This window comes from Streptomyces sp. NPDC002490, assembly GCF_040296045.1.
Lineage (GTDB): Bacteria > Actinomycetota > Actinomycetes > Streptomycetales > Streptomycetaceae > Streptomyces.
The window spans coordinates 57,757-81,716 of record NZ_JBEOWM010000005.1; the positions used below are offsets into that span (position 1 = coordinate 57,757).

Sequence of the window (23,960 nt, forward strand, 5' to 3'; positions counted from 1 at the left end):
GGTACGGGCGCCGTAAACCCACTTGCCAAGGGGCGCGCCCCGCCCGCAGGGACGCCGAAGCGCGTGCGGGCCGGGGGGACCCGCCCGCACCCGGCCCCGGGGTCAGTCCGTCTCGACGGCCGGGAGGGGGGCGGGGGCGACGGCACGGGGGCGCTGCCAGCCGCGGGCACCACGGGCCAGCAGCCAGGCGGTGGCCTCCTCCGGTGGCATCGCGGCCGCGACCAGCCAGCCCTGCACCGCGTCGCAACCGAGGTCCCGCAGGCGCTCCCAGGTCTCGTCGTCCTCCACGCCCTCGGCGACGACCAGCAGGCCCAGGGAGTGGGCGAGGTCGACGGTGCAGCGCACGATCTCGGCGTCCTCGGTGTCGACCGCGAGGCGGGCCACGAAGGAGCGGTCGATCTTCAACTCGCTGACCGGGAGCCGACGGAGGTGGACCAGGGAGGAGTAGCCGGTGCCGAAGTCGTCCAGGGACATCTTCACCCCGTGCCCGGCGAGTCCAGCGAGGGTGTCGGCGGCGCGCTGCGGGTCTTCGAGGAGGACGTGCTCGGTGATCTCCAGTTGGAGGGCGCCGGCGGGCACCCCGTGGCGGGCGAGGCGGCCGGCGACGGCGCCGGCGAAGCCGGGGGTGTGGACGTCCCGGGGCGAGACGTTGACCGCGACGGGGACCGTGAGGCCCTGGGCGCGCCAGCGGGCGACCTGGGCCAGGGCGGTCTCCAGGACGTACTCGGTGAGGTGGGGCATCAGGCCGGAGGACTCGGCGATGGCGATGAACTCGTCCGGGGGGACCCGGCCGCGCTCCGGGTGCACCCAGCGGACCAGCGCCTCCAGGCCGGCGACCTGGCCGTCGAAGCGGACCTTGGGCTGGTAGTGGAGCTGGACGTCTCCGGTGTCGAGGGCGCGGCGCAGGTCTCCGAGGAGGCCGAGCCGGTCGGGGGTGTTGGAGTCCCGCTTGGGTTCGTAGACCTCCACGCCGGTGCGGTCCCGCTTGGCCTGGTACATGGCGACGTCGGCGCGGCGCAGCAGTCCCTCCGCGTCGTCGGCGTGCTCGGGGAAGATGGCGAGCCCGGCGCTGGCCTCCAGGACGAGGGTGAGGCCGTCGAGGTCGAGGGGCGATCCGAGGGCGGTGACCACGGAGCGGGCGACGCGGGTGGCGGAGGTGACGGACTCGACGGCCGGCAGCAGGACGGCGAACTCGTCGCCGCCGAGGCGGGCCGCCTCGGCTCCGCGGGGCAGGGCGAGCCGGAGGCGGTCGGCGATCTGGAGGAGCAAGCGGTCACCCGCCAGATGACCGAGCGTGTCATTGACCGAACGGAACCGGTCCAGGTCGATCAGCATCAGTGCGGACCGCGCGTCGATGCGGTCGGCCTCGTCGATGGCGGCCCAGGTGCGTTCCAGCAGCCACTGACGGTTGGGCAGCTTGGTGAGGGGGTCGCGGAGCTGTTCTTCGGCGCGGGCCCGGGCGATCCACAGCGTGGAGTCCAGGGCGACCAGGGGCACCACGAACAGCGGCAGCAGCACCGGCATCGCCACCGCCACCACGCAGATCAGCGGGGCTATGCCGAGCAGTGCCGCGCCGACCAGGGACTGCCGCACCAGGGCGGTGCGGGCGACGGTCGGCAGGCCCGCCGGATTGGGGGTGTGGAGGTACCAGAGCAACAGCCGGGTGACGGTGAGGTAGGCCGCGGCGGCGAGGACGACCTCGGGGATCGTGGAGAAGTCCCAGGAGTCGGGGTGCCAGGGCTGCTCCACGGTGGGGACCACCCCGCAGGCGGCGAGCAACAGGGCGCCCGCGCCGATGCCCAGGACGTCGACGGCACCGTGCAGTAATCCCTGGCGCCAGCGTCCCCAACGGGCCACGCCGACGAGCACCACGACGGTCAGGCTGACCATGCCGGCGGGGATCCACCCGTACAGCAGGAGCACGGCGAGGGTGAGGGCGGAGCCCGAACCGGTGGCGCCCCACCAGCGACCGCGGCCGAGGGCGACCAGGTGGCCCACGGTGAGACCGGTGAGCAGGGCCAGCGACCAGCCGGCGGTGCCGGAGGGGAACAGGGCGCGGTTGCCGCTGATCGCGCTCCAGGCGCCGAGGCCCAGGACGACGGCGGCGACCGCGACCACGGTGCGGGCGAGGACCGGCCAGGCGCCGCGCGCCGCCCCCTGGTCGGTGGCCTGGGGGTGGGGGCGGAGGTCGGGCGGGCGGAGTTCGCCCGGCCGGCCGGTGCGGTCGTCGGCTCGGTGCGGCGTCCGGCGGCCGGTGAGCCAGGCGCGCGGGATGCGACGGGCGCGCACGCCCGCGTCCGGGGCGGCCCTCTCGCTCGATTCCATTCCGTCCCTCTCACAGCCGGCGGTGCTCGCGCGTCGCCTCGGCCCGCCGTGCACGACCGTCGGCATCCGCGTCTGATGACCCGCCACGCAGCGGGGCACGGCAGGCGCTTCTCCCAACAGTAGGCTGCCGACCCCGTCGAGGGGCAGCCGTCGGCGGCGGTTGCCCGAATGCGACCGGGCCAACCCTAACCATCTGATATGCGCCGAACGGGTGTCCACACGGGGCCGTACGAGGGACCCGGCATTGGCTGTTCTTGGTCTACTCCTCGACGGGGAGAGCTGCTTCCCGGGCCGCGTCCGGGCCCTGCTCCAGAAGGACGGCAAAGCCTTCCTCGTTCAGGACCGGCACTTTTAGTTGCATTGCCTTATCGAACTTCGATCCCGGGTTATCGCCCACGACGACAAACGCAGTCTTTTTAGAGACTGATCCGGTCACTTTGGCGCCGAGCTGCTGGAGGGCCTCCTTGGCGCCGTCACGCGTGTGGCGGGCCAGGGTGCCGGTCACCACGACGGTCAGGCCCGCCAGTGGACGGGGTCCCTCGTCCTCCCCCGCGGAGCTGTCCTCCATTCGGGCGCCGGCGGCCTTCCACTTGCGCACGATCTCCTGGTGCCACTCCTCGGCGAACCACTCCCGGACGGCGGCGGCCGTGGTGCCCGCGACCCCGTCGGTGGCCTTCAGCTGCTCCTCGGTGGCCTCGGCGAGCCGGTCCACGGACCGGAACTCACGGGCCAGCTCGGCCGCCGCCACCGGGCCGACGTGCCGGATCGACAAGCCGGTCAGGAAGCGGGCGAGCGGGCGCTCCTTGGCCGCCTTGATGCTCTCCAGCATCGCCAGGGCGTTCTTCTTGGGCTCGCCCTCCTGGTTGGCGAAGACGGTGACGACCTTCTCCTCGCCCGTCTCCGGATCGCGCTTGGGCAGCCCGCTGTCCGGGTCGAGGACGTACGCCTTGATCGGCAGCAACTGCTCGATCGTCAGGTCGAAGAGGTCGCCCTCGTCCCCGAGCGGGGGCTCGGCCGGCTCCAGGGGCTGGGTGAGGGCGGCGGCCGTCACGTAGCCGAAGTGGTCGATGTCGAGCGACTTGCGGCCCGCGAGGTAGAACAGCCGCTCCCGCAGCTGGGCCGGACAGCCCGCCGCGTTCGGGCAGCGCAGGTCGATGTCGCCCTCCTTCATCGCCTTCAACGGGGTGCCGCACTCGGGGCACTCGGTGGGCATCTCGAAGGGCGGCGCCTCGGGGTCGCGCAGCTCGGGGACGTGGCTGAGGATCTCCGGGATCACGTCCCCGGCCTTGCGCAGCACCACCGTGTCGCCGACCCGGACGTCCTTCGCCTTGACGACCTCCTGGTTGTGGAGGGTCGCGAACTCGACCTCCGAACCCGCCACCACCACCGGCTCCACCTGGGCGTAGGGGGTGGCCCGGCCGGTGCGGCCGATGCCGATCCGGATGTTGATCAGCTTGGTGTTGACCTCCTCCGGCGGGTACTTCCAGGCGATGGCCCAACGGGGTGCGCGGGAGGTGGAGCCGAGCCGGCCCTGGAGGGGGATCTCGTCGAGCTTGACGACCACGCCGTCGATCTCGTGCTCCATGGAGTGCCGGTTGACCCCGTAGTGGGCGATGAACTCCCGCACGCCCTCGATCGAGTCGACGACCCTGGTGTGACCGGCGGTGGGCAGCCCCCAGGCGCGGAGCCGTTCGTACGCCTCGGAGAGCCGGCCGATCTCCAGCCCCTCGCGGGCCCCGATGCCGTGCACCACCATGTGCAGCGGAAGGGTCGCGGTGACCCTGGGGTCCTTCTGGCGCAGCGACCCCGAGGCGGAGTTGCGGGGGTTGGCGTAGGGCTTCTCGCCCGCCGCCACCCGGCGCTCGTTCAGCTCCTCGAAGGCGGCCATGGGGAAGTACACCTCGCCGCGGACCTCCACCAGGGCCGGTACGTCCTCGCCGTGCAGGCGGTGCGGGATCTCGGCGATGGTGCGCACGTTGGGGGTGATGTCCTCGCCGGTGCGGCCGTCGCCGCGGGTGGCGGCGCGGGTGAGGACGCCGTTCTCGTAGGTGAGGTTGACGGCCAGGCCGTCGACCTTCAGCTCGCACAGGTAGTGGTAGTCGGTGGTGCCCACGTCCCGGGCGATGCGCTCCGCCCAGGCGGACAACTGCTCGTCGTCGAAGGCGTTGTCCAGGGAGAGCATCCGCTCCAGGTGCTCCACCTCGGCGAGGTCCGTCTGGTAGGCGACGGCGACCCGCTGGGTGGGCGAGTCGGGGGTGCGCAGCTCGGGGTGCTCCTCCTCCAGCAGCTCCAGCTCCCGCATCAGCCGGTCGAACTCGGCGTCGCTGACGACCGGCTGGTCCTTCACGTAGTACCGGAAGCGGTGCTCCTCGACCTCCTCGGCCAGCCGCGCGTGCCGCTCCCGCACCCCGGCGGTCAGCGGTCCGTTCTCTTCGTGCTCTTCGCCGACCACGTCGGTCCTCCCGTTGGTCACTCTGGGTCGTCCGCGAGGGATGTCGCCGCCCGGACGCAGTGGGCCAGCGCCCGCCGGGAGTACTCCGGCGAGGCGCCGGCGAGACCACAGGCCGGGGTGAGCGTGACCACGTCACTCAACAGCCCCGGACTCAGCCCCAACCTGCGCCACAACGTCCTGACGCCCCCGACGCTACCGGCCGGGTCTGACAACGGGGCGTCGGTGCCGGGCACGACACCGACGAACAGCTTGGTACCGGACTCGACGGCCTCGCCGATCACCTCGTCGTCACGTTCGGTGAGCAGGGAGAGGTCGAAGGAGACGGCGTCGGCGCCGGCCCGGCGCAGCAGCGCGAACGGCACGTCGGGGGCGCAGGAGTGCACCACGACCGGCCCGTCGTGGACGGCGAACAACTCGCGGAGCACCCCCTCCACGGCCTGCCGGTCCACCGCCCGGTGGGTGCGGTAGCCGCTCGCGGTCCGGATCCGCCCGCGGAGCACCGCGGTGAGCGAGGGCTCGTCGTACTGGAGGACCAGCCGGGCACCGGGCACCCGGCGGGCGACCTCGGCGAGGTGGGTGCGCACGCCCTCGGCGAGCGATCCGGCGAGGTCGCGGCAGGCCCCCGGGTCGGACAGGGCCACCTCGCCGCCGCGCAGCTCCAGCGCCGCGGCGAGCGTCCACGGGCCCACCACCTGGAGCTTCAGCGGCCCCTCGTAGCCCTGGGTGTACTCCTCCAGGGCGTCGAGGTCCTGGCGCAGCCAGGCGTGGGCGCGGCGGGTGTCCCGGCCGGGCCGGTCGCCGATGCGCCAACCGCTGGGCTCCACCCGGGCGTACAGGTCGACGAGGAGTCCCGCGGTGCGGCCGATCATGTCGGCGCCGGGCCCGCGGGCCGGCAGTTCCGGGAGGTGGGGGGTGCCCTGGCCGTCGCCGAAGGTGCCGACGACGGTCTTGACGGCCTCCAGGGCGTCCTCGCCGGGCATCGAGCCGACGCCGCTGGCCGGGCTGGGCAGCAGGGCCTTCGGGTCCGCCGCGTGGGACGGGGCCGCCGTGGTCGCCGGGTTGTCGTGGTTGCTCACCCCGGAAGCCTACGAGACCGCCCGGACCCGGGCGGCCGGACCCGGGCGGCCGGCGGCCTCAGCGCACGGCGGGACGCACCGAGAGGTCGTTGATCTCCGAGTCCCGGGGCAGGTCCAGGGCGGTGAGGACGGTGGTGGCGACGGTCTCCGGGTCGCTCCAGCGGGCCGGGTCGTACTCCCGGCCCTCCTGCTGGTGCACCTTGGCCTGCATGGCGCTGGCGGTGCGGCCCGGGTAGACGGAGGTCACCCGGACCCCGCCCGCCTGCTCCTCCTCGCGCAGGGCGTCGGCGAGGGCGCGCAGCCCGTGCTTGGAGGCGGCGTACGCCGACCAGTCGGCGCGGGCCCGCAGCCCCGAGCCGGAGTTGACGAAGAGCACGTGCCCCTGGGTGACCCGGAGCTGGGGCAGGAAGTGCCGGGTCAGCTCGGCGGGCGCGATCAGGTTGACGTTGAGCTGGTGGCGCCAGGTCTTGGGGGTCAGTTCGCCCACCGGGCCGAGGTCGATGACCCCGGCGCTGTGGATCAGCGAGTCGACCCGGTCGGGCAGCGTCTGGTGCGAGAAGGCCCAGGACAGCTTCTCCGGGTCGGCCAGGTCGCCGACGAGGGTGCGGGAGCCGGGGAACCGGGCGGCGAGCTCCTTGGCCCGGCCCGCGTCGCGGGCGAGGAGGACGAGGTCGTCGCCGCGGGCGTGCAGCCGCCGCGCCACGGCCTCGCCGATGCCGGAGCCGGCCCCGGTGATCACGTGAATTGCCATGGGCCCCATCGTCGCACCCGGCCCGTACCGCTCGGGCCGCCCGCCGGGACGGACCGGCGCCGGTCGCCCGGGGCGGTCAGCGGGTGCCGAAGGACTCCTCCAGGTGGGCCAGTGCGCCCACCGGCTCCTCCGCGAAGAACACCAGCTCGGTCAGCGGCAGCGGGAGGAAGCCCTCCTCGTCCATGCGCCGGAACTGCTCCCGCAGACCGTCGTAGAAGCCGGCCGTGTTGAGGACCACGACGGGTTTGGCGTGGTGCCCGTGCTTGCGCAGTTCCAGGATGTCGGTGGCCTCGTCCAGGGTGCCCACCCCCCCGACCAGGACCACGATGCCGTCCGCCTTCTCCAGCAGGGTGGCCTTGCGGGCGGCGAGGTCGGGCGCGATGACCATCTCGTCGGCACCGGGGCGGGTGAACTCGGCGAGGAACTCCACCGAGACCCCCAGCAGTCGGCCGCCCGCCCGCTGCACCCCGTCGGCGACGACCTTCATCAGGCCCTTGTCCGAGCCGCCCCACACCAGGGTGTGCCCGCCCCGCCCGAGGAGTTCGGCGAACTGCCGGGCGGGACCGGTGTACTTCTCGTCGAGGTCGGCCGCGGAGAGGAAGACGCAGATGTTCATGGGCCCACCGTACGGGCCGTCGCCACGCCTTCGACAGGGTGCCGGTCAGGCGTGGACGGCGGCCCGCTCGGTGGTGGCGATGGTCGCGGAGCCGACCACCCGGGTGCCGTCGTAGAGGACGATCGCCTGGCCCGGCGCGACCCCGCGCACCGGCTCGGCGAAGCGGACCCGCAGCTCCCCGTCGACGGCCTCGGCCGTCACCGCGCACTCGCCGCCGTGGGCCCGCAGCTGCGCGGTGTAGCCGGCGGGACCGCTGGGTGCGGTGCCGCACCAGCGGGGCCGCACCGCGGTCAGGGCGGTGACGTCGAGGGCGGCGGCCGGGCCGACCGTGACGGTGTTGGTGACCGGGGAGATGTCCAGGACGTAGCGGGGCTTGCCGTCCGCGGCGGGGCGGCCGATGCGCAGGCCCTTGCGCTGGCCGATGGTGTAGCCGTAGGCGCCGTCGTGGGTGCCGATCTTCGTCCCGGACTCGTCGACGATGTCGCCCTCCGCCGTGCCGAGGCGGGCGGCGAGGAAGCCCTGGGTGTCCCCGTCCGCGATGAAGCAGATGTCGTGGCTGTCGGGCTTCTTCGCCACGGCGAGGCCGCGGCGCTCGGCCTCGGCCCGGATCTCGTCCTTGGTGGTCTCGGTGTCCCCGAGCGGGAACAGCGCGTGCGCGAGCTGCCGCGCGTCGAGGACCCCGAGGACGTACGACTGGTCCTTGGCCTCGTCGGTGGCCCGGTGCAGCTCCCGGGCGCCGTCCGCCAGGGTGACCACCCGGGCGTAGTGGCCCGTGCACACCGCGTCGAAGCCGAGCGCGAGCGCCTTGTCCAGCAGCGCGGCGAACTTGATCTTCTCGTTGCAGCGCAGACAGGGGTTGGGGGTGCGGCCGGCCTCGTACTCCGCGACGAAGTCCTCCACCACGTCCTCGCGGAAGCGGTCGGCGAGGTCCCAGACGTAGAAGGGGATGCCGATCACGTCGGCGGCGCGCCGGGCGTCGCGGGAGTCCTCGATGGTGCAGCAGCCCCGCGCACCGGTGCGGAACGACTGCGGGTTCGCGGAGAGCGCGAGGTGCACGCCGGTCACCTCGTGCCCGGCTTCCACCGCTCGGGCGGCGGCGACGGCGGAGTCCACGCCGCCGGACATGGCGGCCAGGACACGGAGGGGGCGCTGCGGGGTCTCAGTCATAACCCCTCCAGGGTACGGGGCCCGGGAACCGAAGCCCGCGGGTGTGCGTTGTGGTTCCCGTGGCGGAAAAGAGAGAGCGGCGGGCACCGGGGCAGGGGCCGCGGATCGGGCGGCGCGGGCTGCTGGTCGGCGGCGGGCTCGCCGTGGTCGGGGCGGGCGTCGGCTTCCGGGACGAGTGGGCGCGGCTGTGGTGGCGCGCCCCGGGGGTGTCCCGGCCCCGGGTGGCGGGCGAGGTGGACTTCACGGGCGCCCGCTGGGTGGCGGCGTCCGCGGCGAACTGGCGGCGGGCCGACCGCCCCGACGACTTCCGGATCGACCGGGTGGTCGTCCATGTCACGCAGGGCGGCTTCGACAGTGCGGTGCGGGCGTTCCAGGACCCGGGGCACGGGGCCGCGGCGCACTACGTCGTGCGCAAGGACGGGCACGTCACGCAGATGATCCGGGAGTTGGACGTGGCGTACCACGCGGGCAACCGCGACTACAACCAGCGCAGCGTGGGGATCGAGCACGAGGGCTGGGTGGACCGCCCCTCGTCGTTCACGGGCCCCATGTACGCCGCCTCGGCCCGGTTGGCGGCGCGGATCTGCGTCCGGTACGACATACCGCCGGACCGCGAGCACGTGATCGGGCACGTGGAGGTGCCCGGTGCCACCCACACCGATCCCGGACCGCACTGGGACTGGGAGCGGTACGTGCCGCTGGTGCGGGCCGAGGTGAAGCGGCTGGAGTCCGCGCCCACGGCCCCGCCGTCCTCGCCGGCCGCCCGCGCCGCGCGGTGAGCCGGCCGGGAAGCGGGGCTGGCCGGGGCGGGCCGCGTCGTTGACCGGTCGAGGACCCGCTCCACCCACCACTACGGGAGTCGCCTTGGACCTTCACGCCCAGTCCGTCGAATCGTCGGAACAACTCGCCGCGGTCTGGCGGCGGGCGGTGCTCGACCGGGACGCGGCGGCGGACGTGCGCGACCTGCCGGGTCTCGCCGTCCGCTGGGCCGAATCCGGGTTCCCCTTCTGGAACTGCGTCGCCCTCACCGAGCGGGGCGCGGACGCCGAACTCCTCGCCCGGCGCCTGGACGGGGCCGCCGCGGTCATGCGGATGAAGCGGCGCCCGGGCTTCCTCTGGCTCTTCGAGCACCTGCTCGACGGGTCGGCCCGCGCCGCGCTGGAGCCGGCCGCGGAGCGGGCGGGGCTGCGGCACGCCTTCTCCGGTGCGGGCATGGCCGGTGACGTGCTGCCGCTGCCCGAGCCTGCCCACCGCGACCTGACCTTCGCCCGGGTGCGCACCGAGGAGCAGTTGGCGGCGTACGCGGACCTCAACGCCCGGGCCTACGGGTTCCCCCCGCAGGACGTGCGCGACGGGCTCAGCGGGTCCGCCCTGTGGACGGACGGGGCGTACGCCTACCTGGCGCTGCGCGAGGGGGAGCCGGTGGCCTGCGCCGGCGCGGTGGAGGAGGCGGGTCGACTGTTCGTGGCGCTGGTGGCCACGGACCCGCGGTGGCAGCGCCGGGGCTACGGCGAGGCGGTCACCCGCAAGGCGCTGTACGAGGCGTCCCGGGCGACCGGTCTGACCCGGGCGGTGCTGCACGCGACGGAGGCGGGCGCCCCGGTGTACCGGCGGATCGGGCTCGCCCCGAACTCGCCGATCCGCTTCTACGCCCTCGGGGACTGAGCGGCCCCGGTCGGCGCTACGGGTGGTGCACGGCGGGCACCACTGCGACGCCCGCCTCGCCCCGGGTGAACAGGGCGGCCAGGTCCGCCGGGGAACCCACCGGGTCGACGTGGTCGACCAGCAGCACGGGCTGCGGTTCGCCGTCGTCCTCGGCCGGCTGGAAGTCGGTGGCGACCGACCGGCGCAACAGGACGGCCCGGGTCGGGTCCAGGGGGTCGGACTCCAGGGCGGCGAGGTCGCGGACCGGGCGGTCCCGGCCGGTCAGCAGGGTGACGTCGAGCCGTCCGCGGGTGCGTGCGTAGCGGGCCGAGAGGTCTTCGGCCAGCAGGTAGAAGACGCCCTCCTCACCCTCGTGCCCCCGGTCGAGGAGGGCGCAGGCGGTCTGCTCGCCCGGGTCGGTGGAGGTGCGGTCCAGGGCGAGGAGCACCTCCGGGCGTTCGGCGTCGAGCGGGGCGAACGGGGTGATCCACAGCCGGGGGGAGTCGTCCATGCGCCGTATCCAAGCACGGGCGCCGGCGCCGGACCGGGCCGGGTCCGGCGCCCGTGCGGCGGGGACGCGGAGGGGCCGTCAGGTCAGACCGGCGCTGCGGGCCCGGGTCACGGCCGGGCCGATGGCCCGGGCCACGGCCGCCACGTCCTCGGGGGTGGAGGTGTGCCCGAGGGAGAAGCGCAGGGTGCCGCGGGCCAGGTCCGGATCGGTGCCGGTGGCGAGCAGGACGTGGCTGGGCTGGGCGATGCCCGCGGTGCAGGCGGAGCCGGTGGAGCACTCGATGCCCTGGGCGTCGAGCAGCAGCAGCAGCGAGTCGCCCTCGCAGCCGGGGAAGGCGAAGTGGGCGTTGGCGGGCAGCCGGTCCACCGGGTCGCCGCCGAGGACGGCGTCGGGCACCGCCTCCCGCACCGCGCGGACCAGTGCGTCGCGCAGGGCGCCGACCTCCCGGGCGAACCGGGGCTGTCGTTCGGCGGCGATGCGGGCGGCGACGGAGAAGGACACGATCGCGGGGGCGTCCAGGGTGCCGGAGCGCACGTGCCGTTCCTGGCCGCCGCCGTGCAGCACGGGCACCGGCGTCCAGGTCCGGCCGAGCAGCAGGGCGCCGATCCCGTACGGGCCGCCGATCTTGTGGCCGGAGACGGTCAGCGCGGCGAGCCCGCTCGCCGCGAAGTCGACGGGGAGCTGTCCGACGGCCTGGACCGCGTCGGCGTGCATCGGCACCCCGAACTCGGCGGCCACCGCGGCCAGTTCCCGCACCGGCTGGACGGTGCCGATCTCGTTGTTGGCCCACATCACGGTCACCAGCGCCACGTCGGCCGGGTTGCGGACGAGCGCGGCGCGCAGGTCCTCCGGATCGACCCGGCCGTACCCGTCGACGGGCAGGTACTCGACGGTGGCGCCCTCGTGCTCGCCGAGCCAGTGCACGGCGTCCAGGACGGCGTGGTGCTCGACGGGGCTGGCCAGGACGCGGACCCGGGCCGGGTCGGCGTCGCGGCGGGACCAGTACAGCCCCTTGACGGCGAGGTTGTCGGCCTCGGTGCCGCCGGAGGTGAAGACCACCTCGCTGGGTCGGGCGCCGAGCTGGGCGGCGAGGGTCTCGCGGGCTTCCTCGACGGTGCGCCGGGCCCGGCGGCCGGCGGCGTGCAGCGAGGAGGCGTTTCCGGTGACGGTCAGCTGGGCGGTCATCGCCTCGATCGCCTCCGGCAGCATCGGAGTGGTCGCGGCGTGGTCGAGGTAGGCCATGGTGGGGACGATTCTACGAGCCCGGTTCGGGGGTGCCGCCCCGGCCCTGGCCCGTTCCGCACCCCCGGCGCGAGCCCGGGGTCCGTCCCGGGCGCCCCGCACCGGGTGCTACTCGGTGGCCTCCACCGCCGTGGAGCGGCGGTTCCAGGCACGCGGCGCCCGCCAGTGGTAGCGCATCGCCAGCAGCCGTAGCGCGAAGGCGGTGACGACGGCGAGCGCACCGGTCAGCCCGGTCAGGGCCTCGTACTTGAGGCAGAACGCCACGATGGCGGCGCCGACGATCGCGGGGACGGCGTACAGGTCGCGGTCCCAGCGGACCAGGGAGGGCACCTCGTTGGCGACGACGTCCCGCAGCACGCCCCCGCCGACCGCGGTCGCCACGCCCAGCACGGCGGAGGCGGTGAGGCCGAGCCCGTACTCGTACGCCTTGGTGGTGCCGGTGACGCAGAAGAGGCCGAGACCCGCCGCGTCGAAGACGTTCACCCCGGTCTGGATGCGCTCGACCTCCGGGTGCAGGAAGAACACCAGGGCCGCGGCCACCAGGGGGGTCAGGAAGTAGCCGAGGTCGGTGAAGGCGGCCGGCGGGACCGCCCCGATGACCAGGTCCCGGAAGAGGCCGCCGCCGAGCGCGGTGACCTCGGCGAGCACGACGATGCCGAAGACGTCGAAGTTCTTCCGGACGGCCAGCAGGGCGCCGGAGATCGCGAAGACGAAGATGCCGGCGAGGTCCAGCGCGTGCTGGACGGAGGGACTGAACAGATCATGGAGCACCGCCCCATTTTCCCCCGTACCGGACGCCGATCCGTCCAGGACGTCCGGGTACCGCCCGGTGCGTCCGGGGCGGGGCCGGCCGGCGGGTGCGGGCGGGCCGCCGGCCGGCCCGCCCGCACCGGGTCAGTCCCCGGTCCCGCTCCCCTCGGCGGGGGCGTCCTGGCCGAGGGTGACCACCTGCACCGCATCGGCCGCCGCCGCGAGCCGCACGGTGTCCCGGGGCTCCTGGTCCGGGGCGTTCTCCGGGTGGTGACAGGCGACGAACTGCTGCGGCTTCAGCTCGGTGAACGCCGGCTCCCGGGTGGCGCAGACCTCCGTCGCCTTCCAGCACCGGGTGTGGAAGCGGCACCCGGTGGGCGGGGAGATCGGGGAGGGGACGTCCCCCTTGAGCAGGATGCGTTCGCTCTTGGCGGTGCGCCGCCGCGGGTCGGGGATGGGCACCGCCGACATCAGGGCCTTGGTGTAGGGGTGCAGGGGCGAGGAGTACAGGGACTTCCGGTCGGCCAGTTCGACGATCTTGCCCAGGTACATCACCGCGATGCGGTCCGACACGTGACGCACCACCGACAGGTCGTGCGCGATGATCACGTAGGTGAGGCCCAGTTCGGTCTGGAGGTCGTCCAGCAGGTTGACCACCTGCGCCTGGATGGAGACGTCCAGGGCCGACACCGGCTCGTCGGCGACGACCAGCTTCGGTTTGAGCGCCAGGGCGCGGGCGATGCCGATGCGCTGGCGCTGGCCGCCGGAGAACTCGTGGGGGTAGCGGTTGTAGTGCTCGGGGTTGAGTCCGACCACTTCGAGGAGGCGTTGCACCTCCTTCTTGGTGCCGCCCTCGGGGGTGACGCCCTGGAGCCGGAAGGGGGCGCTCACGATGGTGCCGATGGTGTGCCGCGGGTTCAGCGAGGAGTACGGGTCCTGGAAGATCATCTGGATGTCCCGGCGCAGCGGACGCATCCCCGCGACCCCGAGGTGGGTGATGTCGTGTCCGGCGAACTCCACGGTCCCCGCGGTGGGTTCGAGGAGCCGGGTGATCAGCCGACCCATGGTCGACTTGCCGCAGCCGGACTCGCCGACGACCCCCAGGGTCTCCCCCGCGCGCACCTCGAAGTCCAGCCCGTCGACCGCCTTCACGGCCCCCGTCTGGCGCTGGAGCAGCCCCTTGCGGATCGGGAAGTGCTTCTGGAGGCCGCTCACCTTCAGCAGCACCTCGCCGGGCGCGGCCTGCTGCGCGGGGACGGTGGCGCCCCCGGAGCGCGGGGTGGGTACCGGTGCGGGGCCCTGTTCGTCGCTCGTCACGGTGGTGTCCTCGCTCACAGCTTCGGCGCAATCTCTTCGGTCCAGATCCGTTCCCGCTGCGCCTGCGGCAGGTGGCAGGCCGCCCAGTGCGCGCCGCCGACCTCGGTGAGCTCGGGGCGCACGGTGCGGGTCACGTTGTCCTTCGGCAGGTCCGCGTAGGGGCAGCGCGGGTGGAAGGCGCACCCGTCGGGGAGGTTGATCAGCGACGGCGGGGAGCCCTTGACCGGGATGAGGCGCTCGCTCTCCTCCCGGTCCAGGCGGGGCATGGAGCCCAGCAGGCCCCAGGTGTAGGGGTGGCGGGGGGCGGTGAACACCTTCTCGGCGGGACCGCGTTCCACGCACCGGCCGCCGTACATGACCAGCAGGTCGTCCGCGAGTTCGGCGACGACGCCGAGGTCGTGGGTGATGACGATGACCGCGGACCCGAACTCCTTCTGGAGGTCGCGGATCAGGTCGAGGATCTGCGCCTGGACGGTCACGTCGAGGGCGGTCGTCGGCTCGTCCGCGATGAGCAGTTCGGGGTTGTTGACCAGGGCCATGGCGATCATCGCGCGTTGGCGCATGCCGCCGGAGAACTCGTGCGGGTAGTTGTCGACCCGCTTGTCGGGCTGGGGGATGCCGACCCGGTCGAGCATCTCGACCGCGCGCTTGCGGGCGGTCTTCTTGTCGACGTCGTGGTGGACGCGGTACGCCTCCACGATCTGCCGGCCGATGGTGTAGTAGGGGTGCAGGGCGGACAGCGGGTCCTGGAAGATCATCGCCATCTCGCGCCCGCGCAGTCGGCGCACCCGGTCCGGGGCGGCGGACAGCAGCTCTTGTCCGTCGAGCCAGATCTCCCCGGAGAGCCGGGGCCGGCGCTTGCCGTACTGGCCGGTGGTGTGCAGGCCCATGATGCCGAGCGAGGTCACGGACTTGCCGGAGCCCGACTCCCCCACGATGCCGAGGGTCTTGCCCTTCTCCAGGGTGAAGCTGAGCCCGTCGACCGACTTGACCAGCCCGTCGTCGGTGGGGAAGTGCACCTTGAGGTCGCGCACGTCGAGGAAGGCGGTGGGCGTGGCGGGGGCCGACCCAGTGGTGCGGGGTGCGGTCATGCGAGCCTCACTCGGGGGTCGATCGCGGCGTACAGGAAGTCCACGGCGAGGTTGGCGACGATCACCGCGAGCGAGGTGATCAGCGTGACGCCGAGGATGATCGGCAGGTCGCGTTCGTTGATCGCGGAGAGCACCGCCTGGCCGAGGCCCGGCAGGTTGAAGGCGGTCTCGGTGAGGATGGCGCCGCCGATCAGGGCGCCGAGGTCCATGCCGAGCATGGTGAGGATCGGGGTCATCGTGGAGCGCATGGCGTGCTTGCCGATGACCACGGGTTCGGTGAGGCCCTTGGCCCGTGCGGTGCGGATGTAGTCCTCGCCGAGCACCTCCAGCATGGTGGCCCGGGTGATCCGCGCGTACATCGCCGCGTACAGGAAGGACAGGGTCACCCAGGGCAGCAGCATGCCCTGGAACCAGCCGCCGAGGCCGTCGCCGATCTCCTGGTACTGGCCGTCGATCCAGCCGAGTCCGTAGTCGAAGACGGCCAGCGAGAGCAGCGCGGTGAAGTAGATCGGCAGGGAGACCCCGGAGAGGGCCACGACCATCGCCGAGCGGTCCCACAGGGTGCCCCGCTTGAGCGCCGACAGCACGCCGGCGGCGACCCCGAAGAGCAACCACAGCAGCGCCGCGCCGAGGGCCAGCGTCAGGGTCACCGGGAGCCGGTCGGTGAGCACCGGCCAGATGGCCTGCTCGCTGCGGAAGGAGTAGCCGAAGCAGGGGGCCGAGCAGTTGGTGACCTCGCCGCCCGCGGCGTAGGTGCGTCCGACGAACAGCCCCTTGAAGAACTCCAGGACCTGCGCGTAGATCGGATCGCCCAGCTTGAGCTTCTCCCGCACGGCCTCCACGGCCGCGGCGTCGGACTGCTTGCCCACGTACATCGTGGCCGGGTCGATGCCCGCCCACTTGGGGATGAGGAAGAAGATGCCGAAGACCACCACGATGATGACCACCAGCATCACTGCGGCGGCCAGCAGCCGCCTGATGAGGTATGCGAGCACAGCGCTTCGGCCCGGCGGGGGCCGTGGGCCGCCGGATCGCTCCGACGGTCCACGGCCCGACCGCTCCGGCCTTCACCTGCCTTTCGTGCCGTACGGCGGGTGTGCCGGGGTGGTGGTTACTTCAGGCCCAGGCTGATGAAGTCGTACTGACCGCTGTAGGCGTCCGTGGTGTAGACGTTGGTCAGCTCGGAGGAGCGGAAGTTGATGAACTTCTCGAAGACGAAGGGCAGGTAGTAGGCGCCCTCCATCACCTGGTGGTTGATCTCGGTGGCGATCTGCTCCTTCTTCGCGCCGTCCAGTTCGGTGACGAACTTGTCGAAGTTGGCGTCGATCGCCTTGTCCTTGATCATGGCGAAGTTGTTGTTGCCGCTGTCGAGGATGTACTTGCTGTCCCACAGCGGCTGGCCGTAGCCCTGCACGGACGGGAAGTCGGGGCCCCAACCCATGATGATGATGCCGTAGTTCTTGTCCTTGACGATCTTCGGGTTGCCGATGATGCCGGAGGTCTGCGAACCGTCGTACTTGTCGATCTCGACGGTGATGCCGATCTTCTTCAGCGAGGCCTGGAGCGACTCGGCGGTGGCCACCTCGGCCGGCTTGTTGTTGCGGACCGCGACGGTGGTGGTGAACCCGTTGGGCTTGCCGCACTTCTCCAGGGCTTCCTTGGCCTTGGCCACGTCCGGCTTGCCGTCGTTCTTGGCGAGGCCGTACGGGTCGTACTTCTGGCCCTCGGAGCCGGGGACGGCGGGCGGCAGCATGTTGGTGCCGATGTCGCCGCCGGCCATCGGACCGCCGCGGGCGGTCTGGAGGGACTTGTGGTCGGCGCCGTAGATGACGGCCTTGCGGCACTCGATGTTGTCGAACGGCGCGACCGTCTGCGGGAAGACCGCGTAGCGGATGAAGCCGGAGACCGGGTTGTCCAGGTTGCTCTTGTGCTCGTTGAGGGCCTTGATGCGGCCCTGCGGGGAGAGACCGGTCTGGTTGATGTCCAGGTGGTAGTCACCGGCGAGGATGCGGTTGTCCATCTCGTCGGCGTTGGAGAAGAAGTTCACCGTGATCTTGTCCGGCAGCGCCTTGCGCACCGGGTCCGAGGACTGCTTCCACTCGGTGTTGCGGACGAGGACCAGTTCCTTCTTCGGCGTGTACGACTCGAACTTGTACGGACCCGAGGAGAACGGCCGCAGCTGGTACTTGGACTTGGTGTCCTTGTCCTGGCGGACCGGGGAGGCGGAGGTCAGCGCGAGCATCTCCTCGAAGTCGCTGTTCGCCTCGGGGAGCTTGAAGACGATGGTCTTGTCGTCCGGCGTCTCGATCGCCTTCAGGCCCAGCTTGTCCTTCGCCTTGTCCTTGTACGGGCCCGGGTACTCGCCCTTGGGGTCGAGGACGTCCTTCAGGTAGATCGGCCCGCCGGCCAGCACCTCCTGGGCCCACACCCGCTGGATGCCGTACTTGACGTCCTTGGAGGTGATCGGCTTGCCGTCCTCCCAGGTGATGCCGTCCCGCAGGGTGTACGTGTAGGTCTTGCCGTCGTCGCTGATCTGGGCCCGCGCGGTCGCGAGGTCCGGGGTCAACTCGGTCCCGCTCTTGCCGGGCTCGGTCTTCCCGGTGACCAACTGGCGGGAGTAGTACCGCTGGAAGTTCCACGCGAAGCCGTAGTAGGCACGGGTGGTGTCCCACGAGTCGGCGTCCTGGGCCCCCGCGAACTTGAGCGTGCCGCCCTTCTTGGTGGAGGCGTTGGCGACCTTGTTGTTGGCCGCGTCGAAGCCCGCGGCCTTGCCCTTGCCCTTGCCGCCGCCGTCGTCGCCTCCGCCGCCGCAGGCAGCCGTGGCCAGCAGCGCCGCCACCACCGCCGTCGCCGCCGCGATCCGCTTGCGCCGTCCTCTGGTGCTGTGAGTGGTCACGATGTCGTTCCTCCGTGTGAGTGTCGCCCGCCGTCGACGGGCCCTTGGGGTACGGCAGTTCAGCGGGTCCCCTTCGGGTCGAGCGCGTCCCGCACGCCGTCGCCGAAGAGGTTGAACGAAAGGACGGTGATGAAGATCGCCAGACCGGGGATGACCATGTACATCGGATCGGCCTGGTAGTAGGCCACCGCGGACGAGAGCATGTCCCCCCACGAGGAGGTGGGCGGTTTGACGCCCACCCCCAGGAAGCTGAGCGCCGCCTCGGTGAGGATGTTGGTGGGGATCATCATCGTCATGTACACGATGATCGGGGCGACCAGGTTGGGCAGCAGTTCCTTGAACAGGATGTAGAACCGGCCGGCGCCGAGGCTGCGGGCCGCCTCCACGTACTCGCGTTCGCGCAAGGAGAGGGTCTGCCCGCGCACCACCCTGCCCACGTAGGGCCAGCCGAAGAAGCCGATCACCAGGATCATCACCAGGATGCGGACCCCGGTGCCGGTGAGTCCCAGCAACTGGTTGGGCATCACGGAGACCAGGGCGATGATGAACAGCAGCTGCGGGAACGAAAGCAACAGGTCCATGACACGGCTGATCAGCGCGTCGAGCCAGCCCCCGAAGTAGCCGGCGAGCACCCCGAGTACGGTGCCGATCACCACGGCGACCAGCGCCGAGGCGAAACCGACCAGCAGCGACACCCGGGCGCCGTGCACGATCCGGGCGAAGATGTCGCGCCCCTTGACCGGCTCCACCCCGAACCAGTGGTCCCCGCTGATCCCGCCGAGCGAACCGATCGGCGTGGACATCAACGGGTCGATCAGGTCCTCGTGGTAGGTGTTCGGATCCTCGCCGTACATCTTGGTGATCAGCGGCGCGAGGATCGCCACCAGCACCAGGAGCAGCACCACGGCGCCCCCGAGCAGGGCGAGTTTGTCGCGTTTCAAGCGCTCCCAGGCGATGCGCCCCAGCGAGCGCCCCTGCACCGCCTTCCCGGCGACCGCGGCTGCCTCCTCCGCAGCCGGCGGGGCCGCGTCCGCGGTCGGCTCGTGCAATGGTGCCGTCATCGTGACAAGGACCCCTCTTCTCAACCGGCGGTGACCGTCCCGCAGTTGCCGCCGGGGGCGACCGGGCCGATCCGTCGTGCCCGAGGCCCTCGACGCTCCCACCGGGGGCGGGACCGCGCGACCTCTGGTGCGGGAGTCTTCATCCCGGCTGCGATCCGTAGCCAGACCTGATCCTGAATGGATGCGCAACCGTGATGCAGCCAGGGGGGATCCGTTATCCGAACGGCGCGTAACGCAGCCCGGACGGGGGCACCTTGAGGTTTTCGGCCAAACGCGCGTAGATTCCGGGCATCTTCTCGGCGAGACCGGCAGAGAGGGCAGGAAAAGGACAACTCACCCACCCCGGTCGCCGGTTGACAGAACGGGTCGAGGCGCCCACTATCGCGGCGGGTAACCGTACCCGGCGGTAGGCGCGACGGGAGCGACATGGGATTCGCGGTCGTAGAACGGGCGGGCGTTCGCCCCCAACCACAGCGCGACGGGGTCGTAGGCGTCGCCGAGCGCCACGGTGGACACGGCCAGCCCCTCGGGCACCGCGCCGATCGACTGCTGCATCATCAACCGCACCGCGTCGACGGACTGCGGCCCCGTGTCGTACACGTCCAGTCCGATCGCCAGGTACGGGGCGCCGAGCGACGGCTGCACCCAGGCGCGGCGCAGCGAGCGCACGGCGGGGGTGCGGTGCGCGTTCTGCCCCAGCACCGCGTAGAACTGCGGGATCTCGATGGCGGGTTCGCCGATCCGCAGCGGCCCGGCCGGATGCCGGTCCAGGCCCAGGGCGATCCGCCGCAGGTCCGCCCACGGGACGCCGACCCCGCCGCCGCTGGCGTGCGGGTTGAGCCACAGGCCGTACCGGTCGGGGTAGAGCGCCCGGGCCACCTCGGCGACGGGAACCGCCTCGTAGGAGCGGTTCCATCCGCTCGCGGAGAGTTCCTGGGCCGAGGTCACGCAGGGCGCGTAGCCCAGGCCGTCGAGTTCCATGGTGCCGTACTGGGCGTCCGGCGCTCCGGGCCGGCCGTGCCACAGCAGCATCCGGACCTGGCCGGCGGGGTCGGCGAGGGCGTGCAACAGTGCCTCGTACGCGTCGTAGCGCCCGGGCGTCACCTGGCGCAGCATGTGCTCGATCCGCCCGGCCGCAGCCGTGCCCGACGCACTCACCCTTGACCGCCCCTTCGACCCGTCGGAACAGCACGGCGCGGTTCCGAACCCGACACGCCCACCGCGGCCCGGCGGGTCGTACGGCCCCGCCCGGCCGTGCCACCCAGCTTAAGCGGCACCACCCCGGCGCGGCCGACGCCTCGGTCCCAGGTCCGTCACAGCTGGTGGTATCGGGCGCACTCAGGGCTCCCGCACGTAGAAGGGGCGGAGCTGCTCGCGCATCCAGTCGGCCACCGGGTCCCGGGCCACGTCCAGCAGGATCAGGTTGACCCCCCAGGCGACGGGCACCCGTCCCAGCGCACGTCCCAGCGCGTCCAAGGGCAGTTCCCGGGCCGAGCCCTCGCACTGGTCGAGTTCCACCCCGATGAACAGGCTCGGGGCGCCGCCCTCCACGCTGGCCAGGCAGCGGCGGGCGGTGGTGACCGTGCCCACCGCGGCGAACTCCTCCCCGGCGGCGGCGAGGAAGTCCATCGGGTCCTCCTTCCAGTCGGGCGGGAAGAGCCGGACCCGACCGCCGCTGGTGGGGCCGTCCAGGGCGGTGCGACCGGCGCGGCACAGCTCCGCGACGGCCGGCGGCGGCAGCGGAACGCCCACCGTGCCGTCCGGGTTGAGGACCAGGCCGAGTTGGGGCGGCAGTCCGCGGGCGAACTCGACGGCGGGCGCCACGGTGCCGCCCATCCGGTCGCCCACCACCTGGCGGAACTGCTCGGCGGAGGTGAACACCGGCACGTACGCCTGGCCGTCGACCTCCACGGTGGGCAGGTCCAGGGTGGTGCTGGTGGGGTCCCCGCCGGCCGGCAGCGGCACCCAGATCCGGCTGCGGCCGAGCACCTCGACGATCCGCGGGGCGGCCCCGGGCACCCCCACGGAGGCGGCGAGCACCTCCTCCAACTCGTTCACCGGCCAGGCCCCGGGCGGAGCCGGGACCGTGGGGGGCTGGGGTGTCTGGGCCGGAATCTCCATCGTCAACCACCTGCTCGTGCCGCGCTGCGTCTGCGCCAGGCACCCTAACGCGAAGCTCCGGGCGTCCGGCGCCCGTTCGGGCCGGGCGGCGGTGCCGTCCGGGCCTACGCGTCGAAGCGGACGGACCGCAGCGCCCCGCCCGCCGCCCGGTCCAGCAGCACCGCGGAGGCGCAGCCGGCCGGCAGCACCCCCCGCTGCGCGTCCCGCACCAGCCGGCCGATCGCCCGCCGGTGGCGGGCGAAGGCGTACCGGGACACGCCCCGGCCCCGTTGGCGCTGCCCGTCGAGGGCGGTGTCCGGCGCCACGTCGAGCAACAGCAGGTGCAGCCGGGTGCCGCGGGCCCGGGCCTCTCGGGCCAGCCAGCGGCGCACCCACGCCTGGGTGCCGCAGTCGTGGACCACCACGCTCTCCCCGGAGCGCAGCGCCCGCCGCAAGCCGGCGAAGTGCGCGACCCGCACCAGCGGCCGGTACAGGGCGTACGGCAGGGCGGCGGGCATCCGGCGGGCCCAGCGGTCGCGGGTGTCCTGGGAGTCGATGCGCCGCGCCGGGGCGACGGGGGTCGCGAGGGCGGCGCGGACGAGGCTGACGGAGGTGTCGCGGACCGTGCGCGACATCAGCGTGGACTTGCCGCTGCCCGGCAGCCCGGACACCACCACCAGGTCACCGGGGGCGAACCGGAGCGCGTGCGGCCCGCGGCCGGCCCGGTCCCGTAGGTCCCGGACCACCGCGGCGGCCCGCTCCGTGCGCGCCCGCGCGGCGGCGGCACCCGCCTGCTCGGGCAGCGCCACGCCAGCGGCGCTCGCGTACCCCCTCGTCGTGTTCACCGTGATCGTCCCCTCCAGTCCGTCACGTGAGCCTTCCCCGTAGAGTGTAAAGAGCCGGTAATTTCGCGGGTCCGGATCGCGTACGGATACGGCCACGGGTCCGTGACGGGGACCGCCCCGGACCGGTGCCGCGGGGTCGGGGGGACGCCACCCTGCCCAAGGCGGCGCGAGCGTGCAATGATGTGCCCGCCAACTGCATACCGGCCGCTTGAACCCGCGCGGGAGAGCCCCCGGCCGTACCGGGGCGCCGAAGGAGCAAGTCCCTCCCTTGAATCTCTCAGGCCCAGATACCGCGCGGGCGAGGCACATCTGAAAAGCGGACCGCGACGTCGTACGCGCGGTCCCACCCAAGGTGCAAACCGGGCCGCCGCCCAGCGGCGTGGCTCCCGGCGAACCTCTCAGGTCCGATGACAGATGGGGAGGACCATCTCGCCGTCATGCCCTGGGAGCACCTTCATGAGCACCGCCCCCCGCCGTACCGCGCTGGACGCGCTGCACCGATCGCTCGGTGCCACCATGACCGACTTCGCGGGCTGGGACATGCCCCTGCGCTACGGCAGCGAACGGGACGAGCACCACGCCGTGCGCACCCGCGCCGGACTGTTCGACCTCTCCCACATGGGGGAGATCACCGTCACCGGCCCGCAGGCGGTGGACCTGCTGGACCACGCGCTGGTCGGCAACCTCGGCACCGTCGCCACGGGGCGCGCCCGGTACACGATGATCTGCCGCGAGGACGGCGGCATCCTGGACGACCTGATCGTCTACCGCACCGGGGAGACGGAGTACCTGGTGGTCGCCAACGCCGGCAACGCCCAGACGGTGCTGGACGCGCTGCGCGAGCGGGCCGCGGGCTTCGACGCGGAGGTCCGCGACGACCGGGACGCCTACGCGCTGATCGCGGTGCAGGGCCCCGAGGCACCGGGCGTCCTGGCCGCCGTCACGGACGCCGACCTGGACGGGTTGAAGTACTACGCCGGGCTGCCCGGCACGGTCGCCGGGGTCCCCGCGCTGATCGCCCGCACCGGCTACACCGGTGAGGACGGCTTCGAACTCTTCGTCGCCCCCGAGCACGCGGAGGGCGTGTGGCGGGCGCTCACCGAGGCGGGCGCCCCGGTCGGGCTGGTGCCCTGCGGACTGTCCTGCCGGGACACCCTGCGCCTGGAGGCGGGCATGCCGCTGTACGGGCACGAGCTGACCACCGGGCTGACCCCCTTCGACGCGGGTCTCGGCCGGGTGGTGAAGTTCGAGAAGGAGGGCGACTTCGTCGGCCGGGCGGCGCTGGAGGCCGCCGCCGAGAAGGCCGCGGCGAACCCCCCGCGCAAGCTGGTCGGCCTGGTCGCCGAGGGCCGGCGGGTGCCGCGCGCCGGGTTCGCGGTGGTCGCGGACGGCACGGTGATCGGCGAGGTCACCTCGGGCGCGCCCTCCCCCACCCTCGGCCAGCCGATCGCCATGGCGTACGTCGACGCCGCGCACGCCGAGCCGGGCACCGCCGGGGTCGGGGTGGACATCCGCGGCACGCACGAGCCGTACCGGGTCGTGGCACTGCCCTTCTACCGCCGCCGGAAGTAGTTTCCGCGCGCACCACCGGGCCCGCCCGGATGCACCACGCTCCGGTTCCACCGGGCCCCCGCGCGGTACATGACGTCCGTCGGGCCGTGCGCTCCGACGCACGTCTCACATGCCAAGACATCCCGTTCCTCAGCACTCCCCCGCGTACAGGAGAATTCCCACCATGAGCAACCCCCAGCAGCTTCGCTACAGCAAGGAGCACGAGTGGCTGTCGGCCCCCGACGGCGAAGGCGTGGCCACGGTCGGCATCACCGAGTTCGCCGCCGGTGCGCTCGGTGACGTCGTCTACGCCCAGCTCCCCGAGGCGGGCCAGCAGGTGACCGCGGGCGAGACCTGCGGCGAGCTGGAGTCGACGAAGTCGGTCAGCGACCTGTACTCCCCGGTGACCGGCGAGGTCACGGAGTCCAACCAGGACGTGGTGGACGACCCGTCCCTGGTGAACTCCGCGCCCTTCGAGGGCGGCTGGTTGTTCAAGGTGCGCGTCGCGGCCGAGCCGGAGGACCTGCTCACCGCCGACGACTACACCGCCTTTTCCGCGGGCTGA

At 72.8% G+C, this 23,960-nt stretch carries 21 protein-coding genes and 2 riboswitches; of the genes, 4 read left to right on the top strand and 17 right to left on the bottom strand.

What is annotated here, in order from left to right; translation table 11 throughout:
* Window positions 1-102: 102 nt before the first annotated feature.
* From ABT092_RS04690 to mnmA, 6 genes are all read right to left on the bottom strand, one after another.
* Window positions 103-2,325 carry a putative bifunctional diguanylate cyclase/phosphodiesterase gene (locus ABT092_RS04690; RefSeq protein WP_351239759.1) on the bottom strand — a complete coding sequence of 741 codons (2,223 nt, stop codon included), beginning with the start codon at window positions 2,323-2,325 and terminating at the stop codon, window positions 103-105.
* 259 nt (window positions 2,326-2,584) lie between these two features.
* On the bottom strand, window positions 2,585-4,777 hold the full coding sequence (gene ligA / locus ABT092_RS04695; RefSeq protein ID WP_351239985.1) for an NAD-dependent DNA ligase LigA: 2,193 nt from the start codon (window positions 4,775-4,777) through the stop codon (window positions 2,585-2,587).
* A gap of 17 nt (window positions 4,778-4,794) precedes the next feature.
* Window positions 4,795-5,790, bottom strand: coding sequence for a methionine synthase (locus tag ABT092_RS04700; RefSeq protein ID WP_351239987.1), 996 nt, complete (start codon window positions 5,788-5,790; stop codon window positions 4,795-4,797).
* A gap of 121 nt (window positions 5,791-5,911) precedes the next feature.
* Complete coding sequence (locus ABT092_RS04705; RefSeq protein ID WP_351239761.1) at window positions 5,912-6,613, bottom strand: SDR family oxidoreductase; 702 nt, start codon at window positions 6,611-6,613, stop codon at window positions 5,912-5,914.
* Window positions 6,614-6,680: 67 nt separating this feature from the next.
* A complete protein-coding gene (locus ABT092_RS04710) occupies window positions 6,681-7,220 on the bottom strand; it encodes an LOG family protein (RefSeq protein WP_351239763.1) in 540 nt (179 codons plus the stop codon).
* Window positions 7,221-7,265: 45 nt separating this feature from the next.
* Entirely contained in the window at window positions 7,266-8,387 is a 1,122-nt protein-coding gene (gene mnmA / locus ABT092_RS04715) for a tRNA 2-thiouridine(34) synthase MnmA (protein WP_351239765.1), read from the bottom strand.
* A 59-nt stretch (window positions 8,388-8,446) separates the two neighbouring features.
* On the opposite strand from mnmA, the gene ABT092_RS04720 reads away from it, so the two are divergent.
* Window positions 8,447-9,166, top strand: a complete 720-nt coding sequence (locus ABT092_RS04720; RefSeq protein ID WP_351239767.1) for an N-acetylmuramoyl-L-alanine amidase — start codon at window positions 8,447-8,449, stop codon at window positions 9,164-9,166.
* Window positions 9,167-9,251: 85 nt separating this feature from the next.
* Window positions 9,252-10,052, top strand: a complete 801-nt coding sequence (locus ABT092_RS04725; RefSeq protein ID WP_351239769.1) for a GNAT family N-acetyltransferase — start codon at window positions 9,252-9,254, stop codon at window positions 10,050-10,052.
* Window positions 10,053-10,068: 16 nt separating this feature from the next.
* On the opposite strand, the gene ABT092_RS04730 is transcribed toward ABT092_RS04725, so the two are convergent.
* The 11 genes from ABT092_RS04730 to ABT092_RS04780 all read right to left on the bottom strand — a co-directional run bounded on the left by ABT092_RS04730 (window position 10,069) and on the right by ABT092_RS04780 (window position 21,844).
* Complete coding sequence (locus ABT092_RS04730) at window positions 10,069-10,542, bottom strand: hypothetical protein (RefSeq protein ID WP_351239771.1); 474 nt, start codon at window positions 10,540-10,542, stop codon at window positions 10,069-10,071.
* Window positions 10,543-10,620: 78 nt separating this feature from the next.
* On the bottom strand, window positions 10,621-11,784 hold the full coding sequence (locus ABT092_RS04735; RefSeq protein WP_351239773.1) for a cysteine desulfurase family protein: 1,164 nt from the start codon (window positions 11,782-11,784) through the stop codon (window positions 10,621-10,623).
* A 108-nt stretch (window positions 11,785-11,892) separates the two neighbouring features.
* Window positions 11,893-12,555 (bottom strand): trimeric intracellular cation channel family protein, encoded by a 663-nt coding sequence (locus ABT092_RS04740; RefSeq protein WP_351239775.1) that lies wholly within the window; start codon window positions 12,553-12,555, stop codon window positions 11,893-11,895.
* Between the two features lie 123 nt (window positions 12,556-12,678).
* Window positions 12,679-13,851: an ABC transporter ATP-binding protein gene (locus tag ABT092_RS04745; RefSeq protein WP_351239777.1), complete on the bottom strand. Its 1,173-nt coding sequence runs from the start codon at window positions 13,849-13,851 to the stop codon at window positions 12,679-12,681.
* Window positions 13,852-13,865: 14 nt separating this feature from the next.
* Window positions 13,866-14,942 (bottom strand): ABC transporter ATP-binding protein, encoded by a 1,077-nt coding sequence (locus ABT092_RS04750; protein WP_351239779.1) that lies wholly within the window; start codon window positions 14,940-14,942, stop codon window positions 13,866-13,868.
* Window positions 14,939-15,937 carry an ABC transporter permease gene (locus ABT092_RS04755; protein ID WP_351239781.1) on the bottom strand — a complete coding sequence of 333 codons (999 nt, stop codon included), beginning with the start codon at window positions 15,935-15,937 and terminating at the stop codon, window positions 14,939-14,941. Before ABT092_RS04755 ends, ABT092_RS04750 begins: the two co-directional genes overlap by 4 nt.
* 116 nt (window positions 15,938-16,053) lie before the next feature.
* Window positions 16,054-17,838: an ABC transporter substrate-binding protein gene (locus ABT092_RS04760; protein ID WP_351239783.1), complete on the bottom strand. Its 1,785-nt coding sequence runs from the start codon at window positions 17,836-17,838 to the stop codon at window positions 16,054-16,056.
* A 59-nt stretch (window positions 17,839-17,897) separates the two neighbouring features.
* Window positions 17,898-18,899, bottom strand: coding sequence for an ABC transporter permease (locus ABT092_RS04765; protein WP_351239785.1), 1,002 nt, complete (start codon window positions 18,897-18,899; stop codon window positions 17,898-17,900).
* A 378-nt stretch (window positions 18,900-19,277) separates the two neighbouring features.
* The gene (locus ABT092_RS04770; RefSeq protein ID WP_351239787.1) at window positions 19,278-20,057 is read right to left on the bottom strand and encodes an enhanced serine sensitivity protein SseB C-terminal domain-containing protein; all 780 of its coding nucleotides are present in this window, start codon (window positions 20,055-20,057) and stop codon (window positions 19,278-19,280) included.
* A gap of 180 nt (window positions 20,058-20,237) precedes the next feature.
* Window positions 20,238-21,020 carry an enhanced serine sensitivity protein SseB gene (locus ABT092_RS04775; RefSeq protein ID WP_351239789.1) on the bottom strand — a complete coding sequence of 261 codons (783 nt, stop codon included), beginning with the start codon at window positions 21,018-21,020 and terminating at the stop codon, window positions 20,238-20,240.
* A 104-nt stretch (window positions 21,021-21,124) separates the two neighbouring features.
* Complete coding sequence (locus tag ABT092_RS04780; protein ID WP_351239791.1) at window positions 21,125-21,844, bottom strand: AAA family ATPase; 720 nt, start codon at window positions 21,842-21,844, stop codon at window positions 21,125-21,127.
* A gap of 209 nt (window positions 21,845-22,053) precedes the next feature.
* A riboswitch (glycine riboswitch) is annotated at window positions 22,054-22,147 on the top strand.
* Window positions 22,148-22,268: riboswitch (glycine riboswitch) on the top strand.
* A 32-nt stretch (window positions 22,269-22,300) separates the two neighbouring features.
* Between ABT092_RS04780 and gcvT the strand changes: the two genes are divergently transcribed.
* Window positions 22,301-23,416 (top strand): glycine cleavage system aminomethyltransferase GcvT, encoded by a 1,116-nt coding sequence (gcvT, locus tag ABT092_RS04785; protein ID WP_351239793.1) that lies wholly within the window; start codon window positions 22,301-22,303, stop codon window positions 23,414-23,416.
* Window positions 23,417-23,579: 163 nt separating this feature from the next.
* Complete coding sequence (gene gcvH, locus ABT092_RS04790) at window positions 23,580-23,960, top strand: glycine cleavage system protein GcvH (protein ID WP_351239795.1); 381 nt, start codon at window positions 23,580-23,582, stop codon at window positions 23,958-23,960.

Coding starts and splice junctions, on each gene's coding strand:
- ABT092_RS04690 (WP_351239759.1), bottom strand. CDS start 2,325: ATGGAATCGAGCGAGAGGGCCGCCCCGGACGCGGGCGTGCGCGCCCGT.
- ABT092_RS04705 (WP_351239761.1), bottom strand. CDS start 6,613: ATGGGGCCCATGGCAATTCACGTGATCACCGGGGCCGGCTCCGGCATC.
- ABT092_RS04710 (WP_351239763.1), bottom strand. CDS start 7,220: ATGAACATCTGCGTCTTCCTCTCCGCGGCCGACCTCGACGAGAAGTAC.
- mnmA (WP_351239765.1), bottom strand. CDS start 8,387: ATGACTGAGACCCCGCAGCGCCCCCTCCGTGTCCTGGCCGCCATGTCC.
- ABT092_RS04730 (WP_351239771.1), bottom strand. CDS start 10,542: ATGGACGACTCCCCCCGGCTGTGGATCACCCCGTTCGCCCCGCTCGAC.
- ABT092_RS04735 (WP_351239773.1), bottom strand. CDS start 11,784: ATGGCCTACCTCGACCACGCCGCGACCACTCCGATGCTGCCGGAGGCG.
- ABT092_RS04750 (WP_351239779.1), bottom strand. CDS start 14,942: ATGACCGCACCCCGCACCACTGGGTCGGCCCCCGCCACGCCCACCGCC.
- ABT092_RS04765 (WP_351239785.1), bottom strand. CDS start 18,899: ATGACGGCACCATTGCACGAGCCGACCGCGGACGCGGCCCCGCCGGCT.
- ABT092_RS04775 (WP_351239789.1), bottom strand. CDS start 21,020: ATGGAGATTCCGGCCCAGACACCCCAGCCCCCCACGGTCCCGGCTCCG.
- gcvT (WP_351239793.1), top strand. CDS start 22,301: ATGAGCACCGCCCCCCGCCGTACCGCGCTGGACGCGCTGCACCGATCG.
- gcvH (WP_351239795.1), top strand. CDS start 23,580: ATGAGCAACCCCCAGCAGCTTCGCTACAGCAAGGAGCACGAGTGGCTG.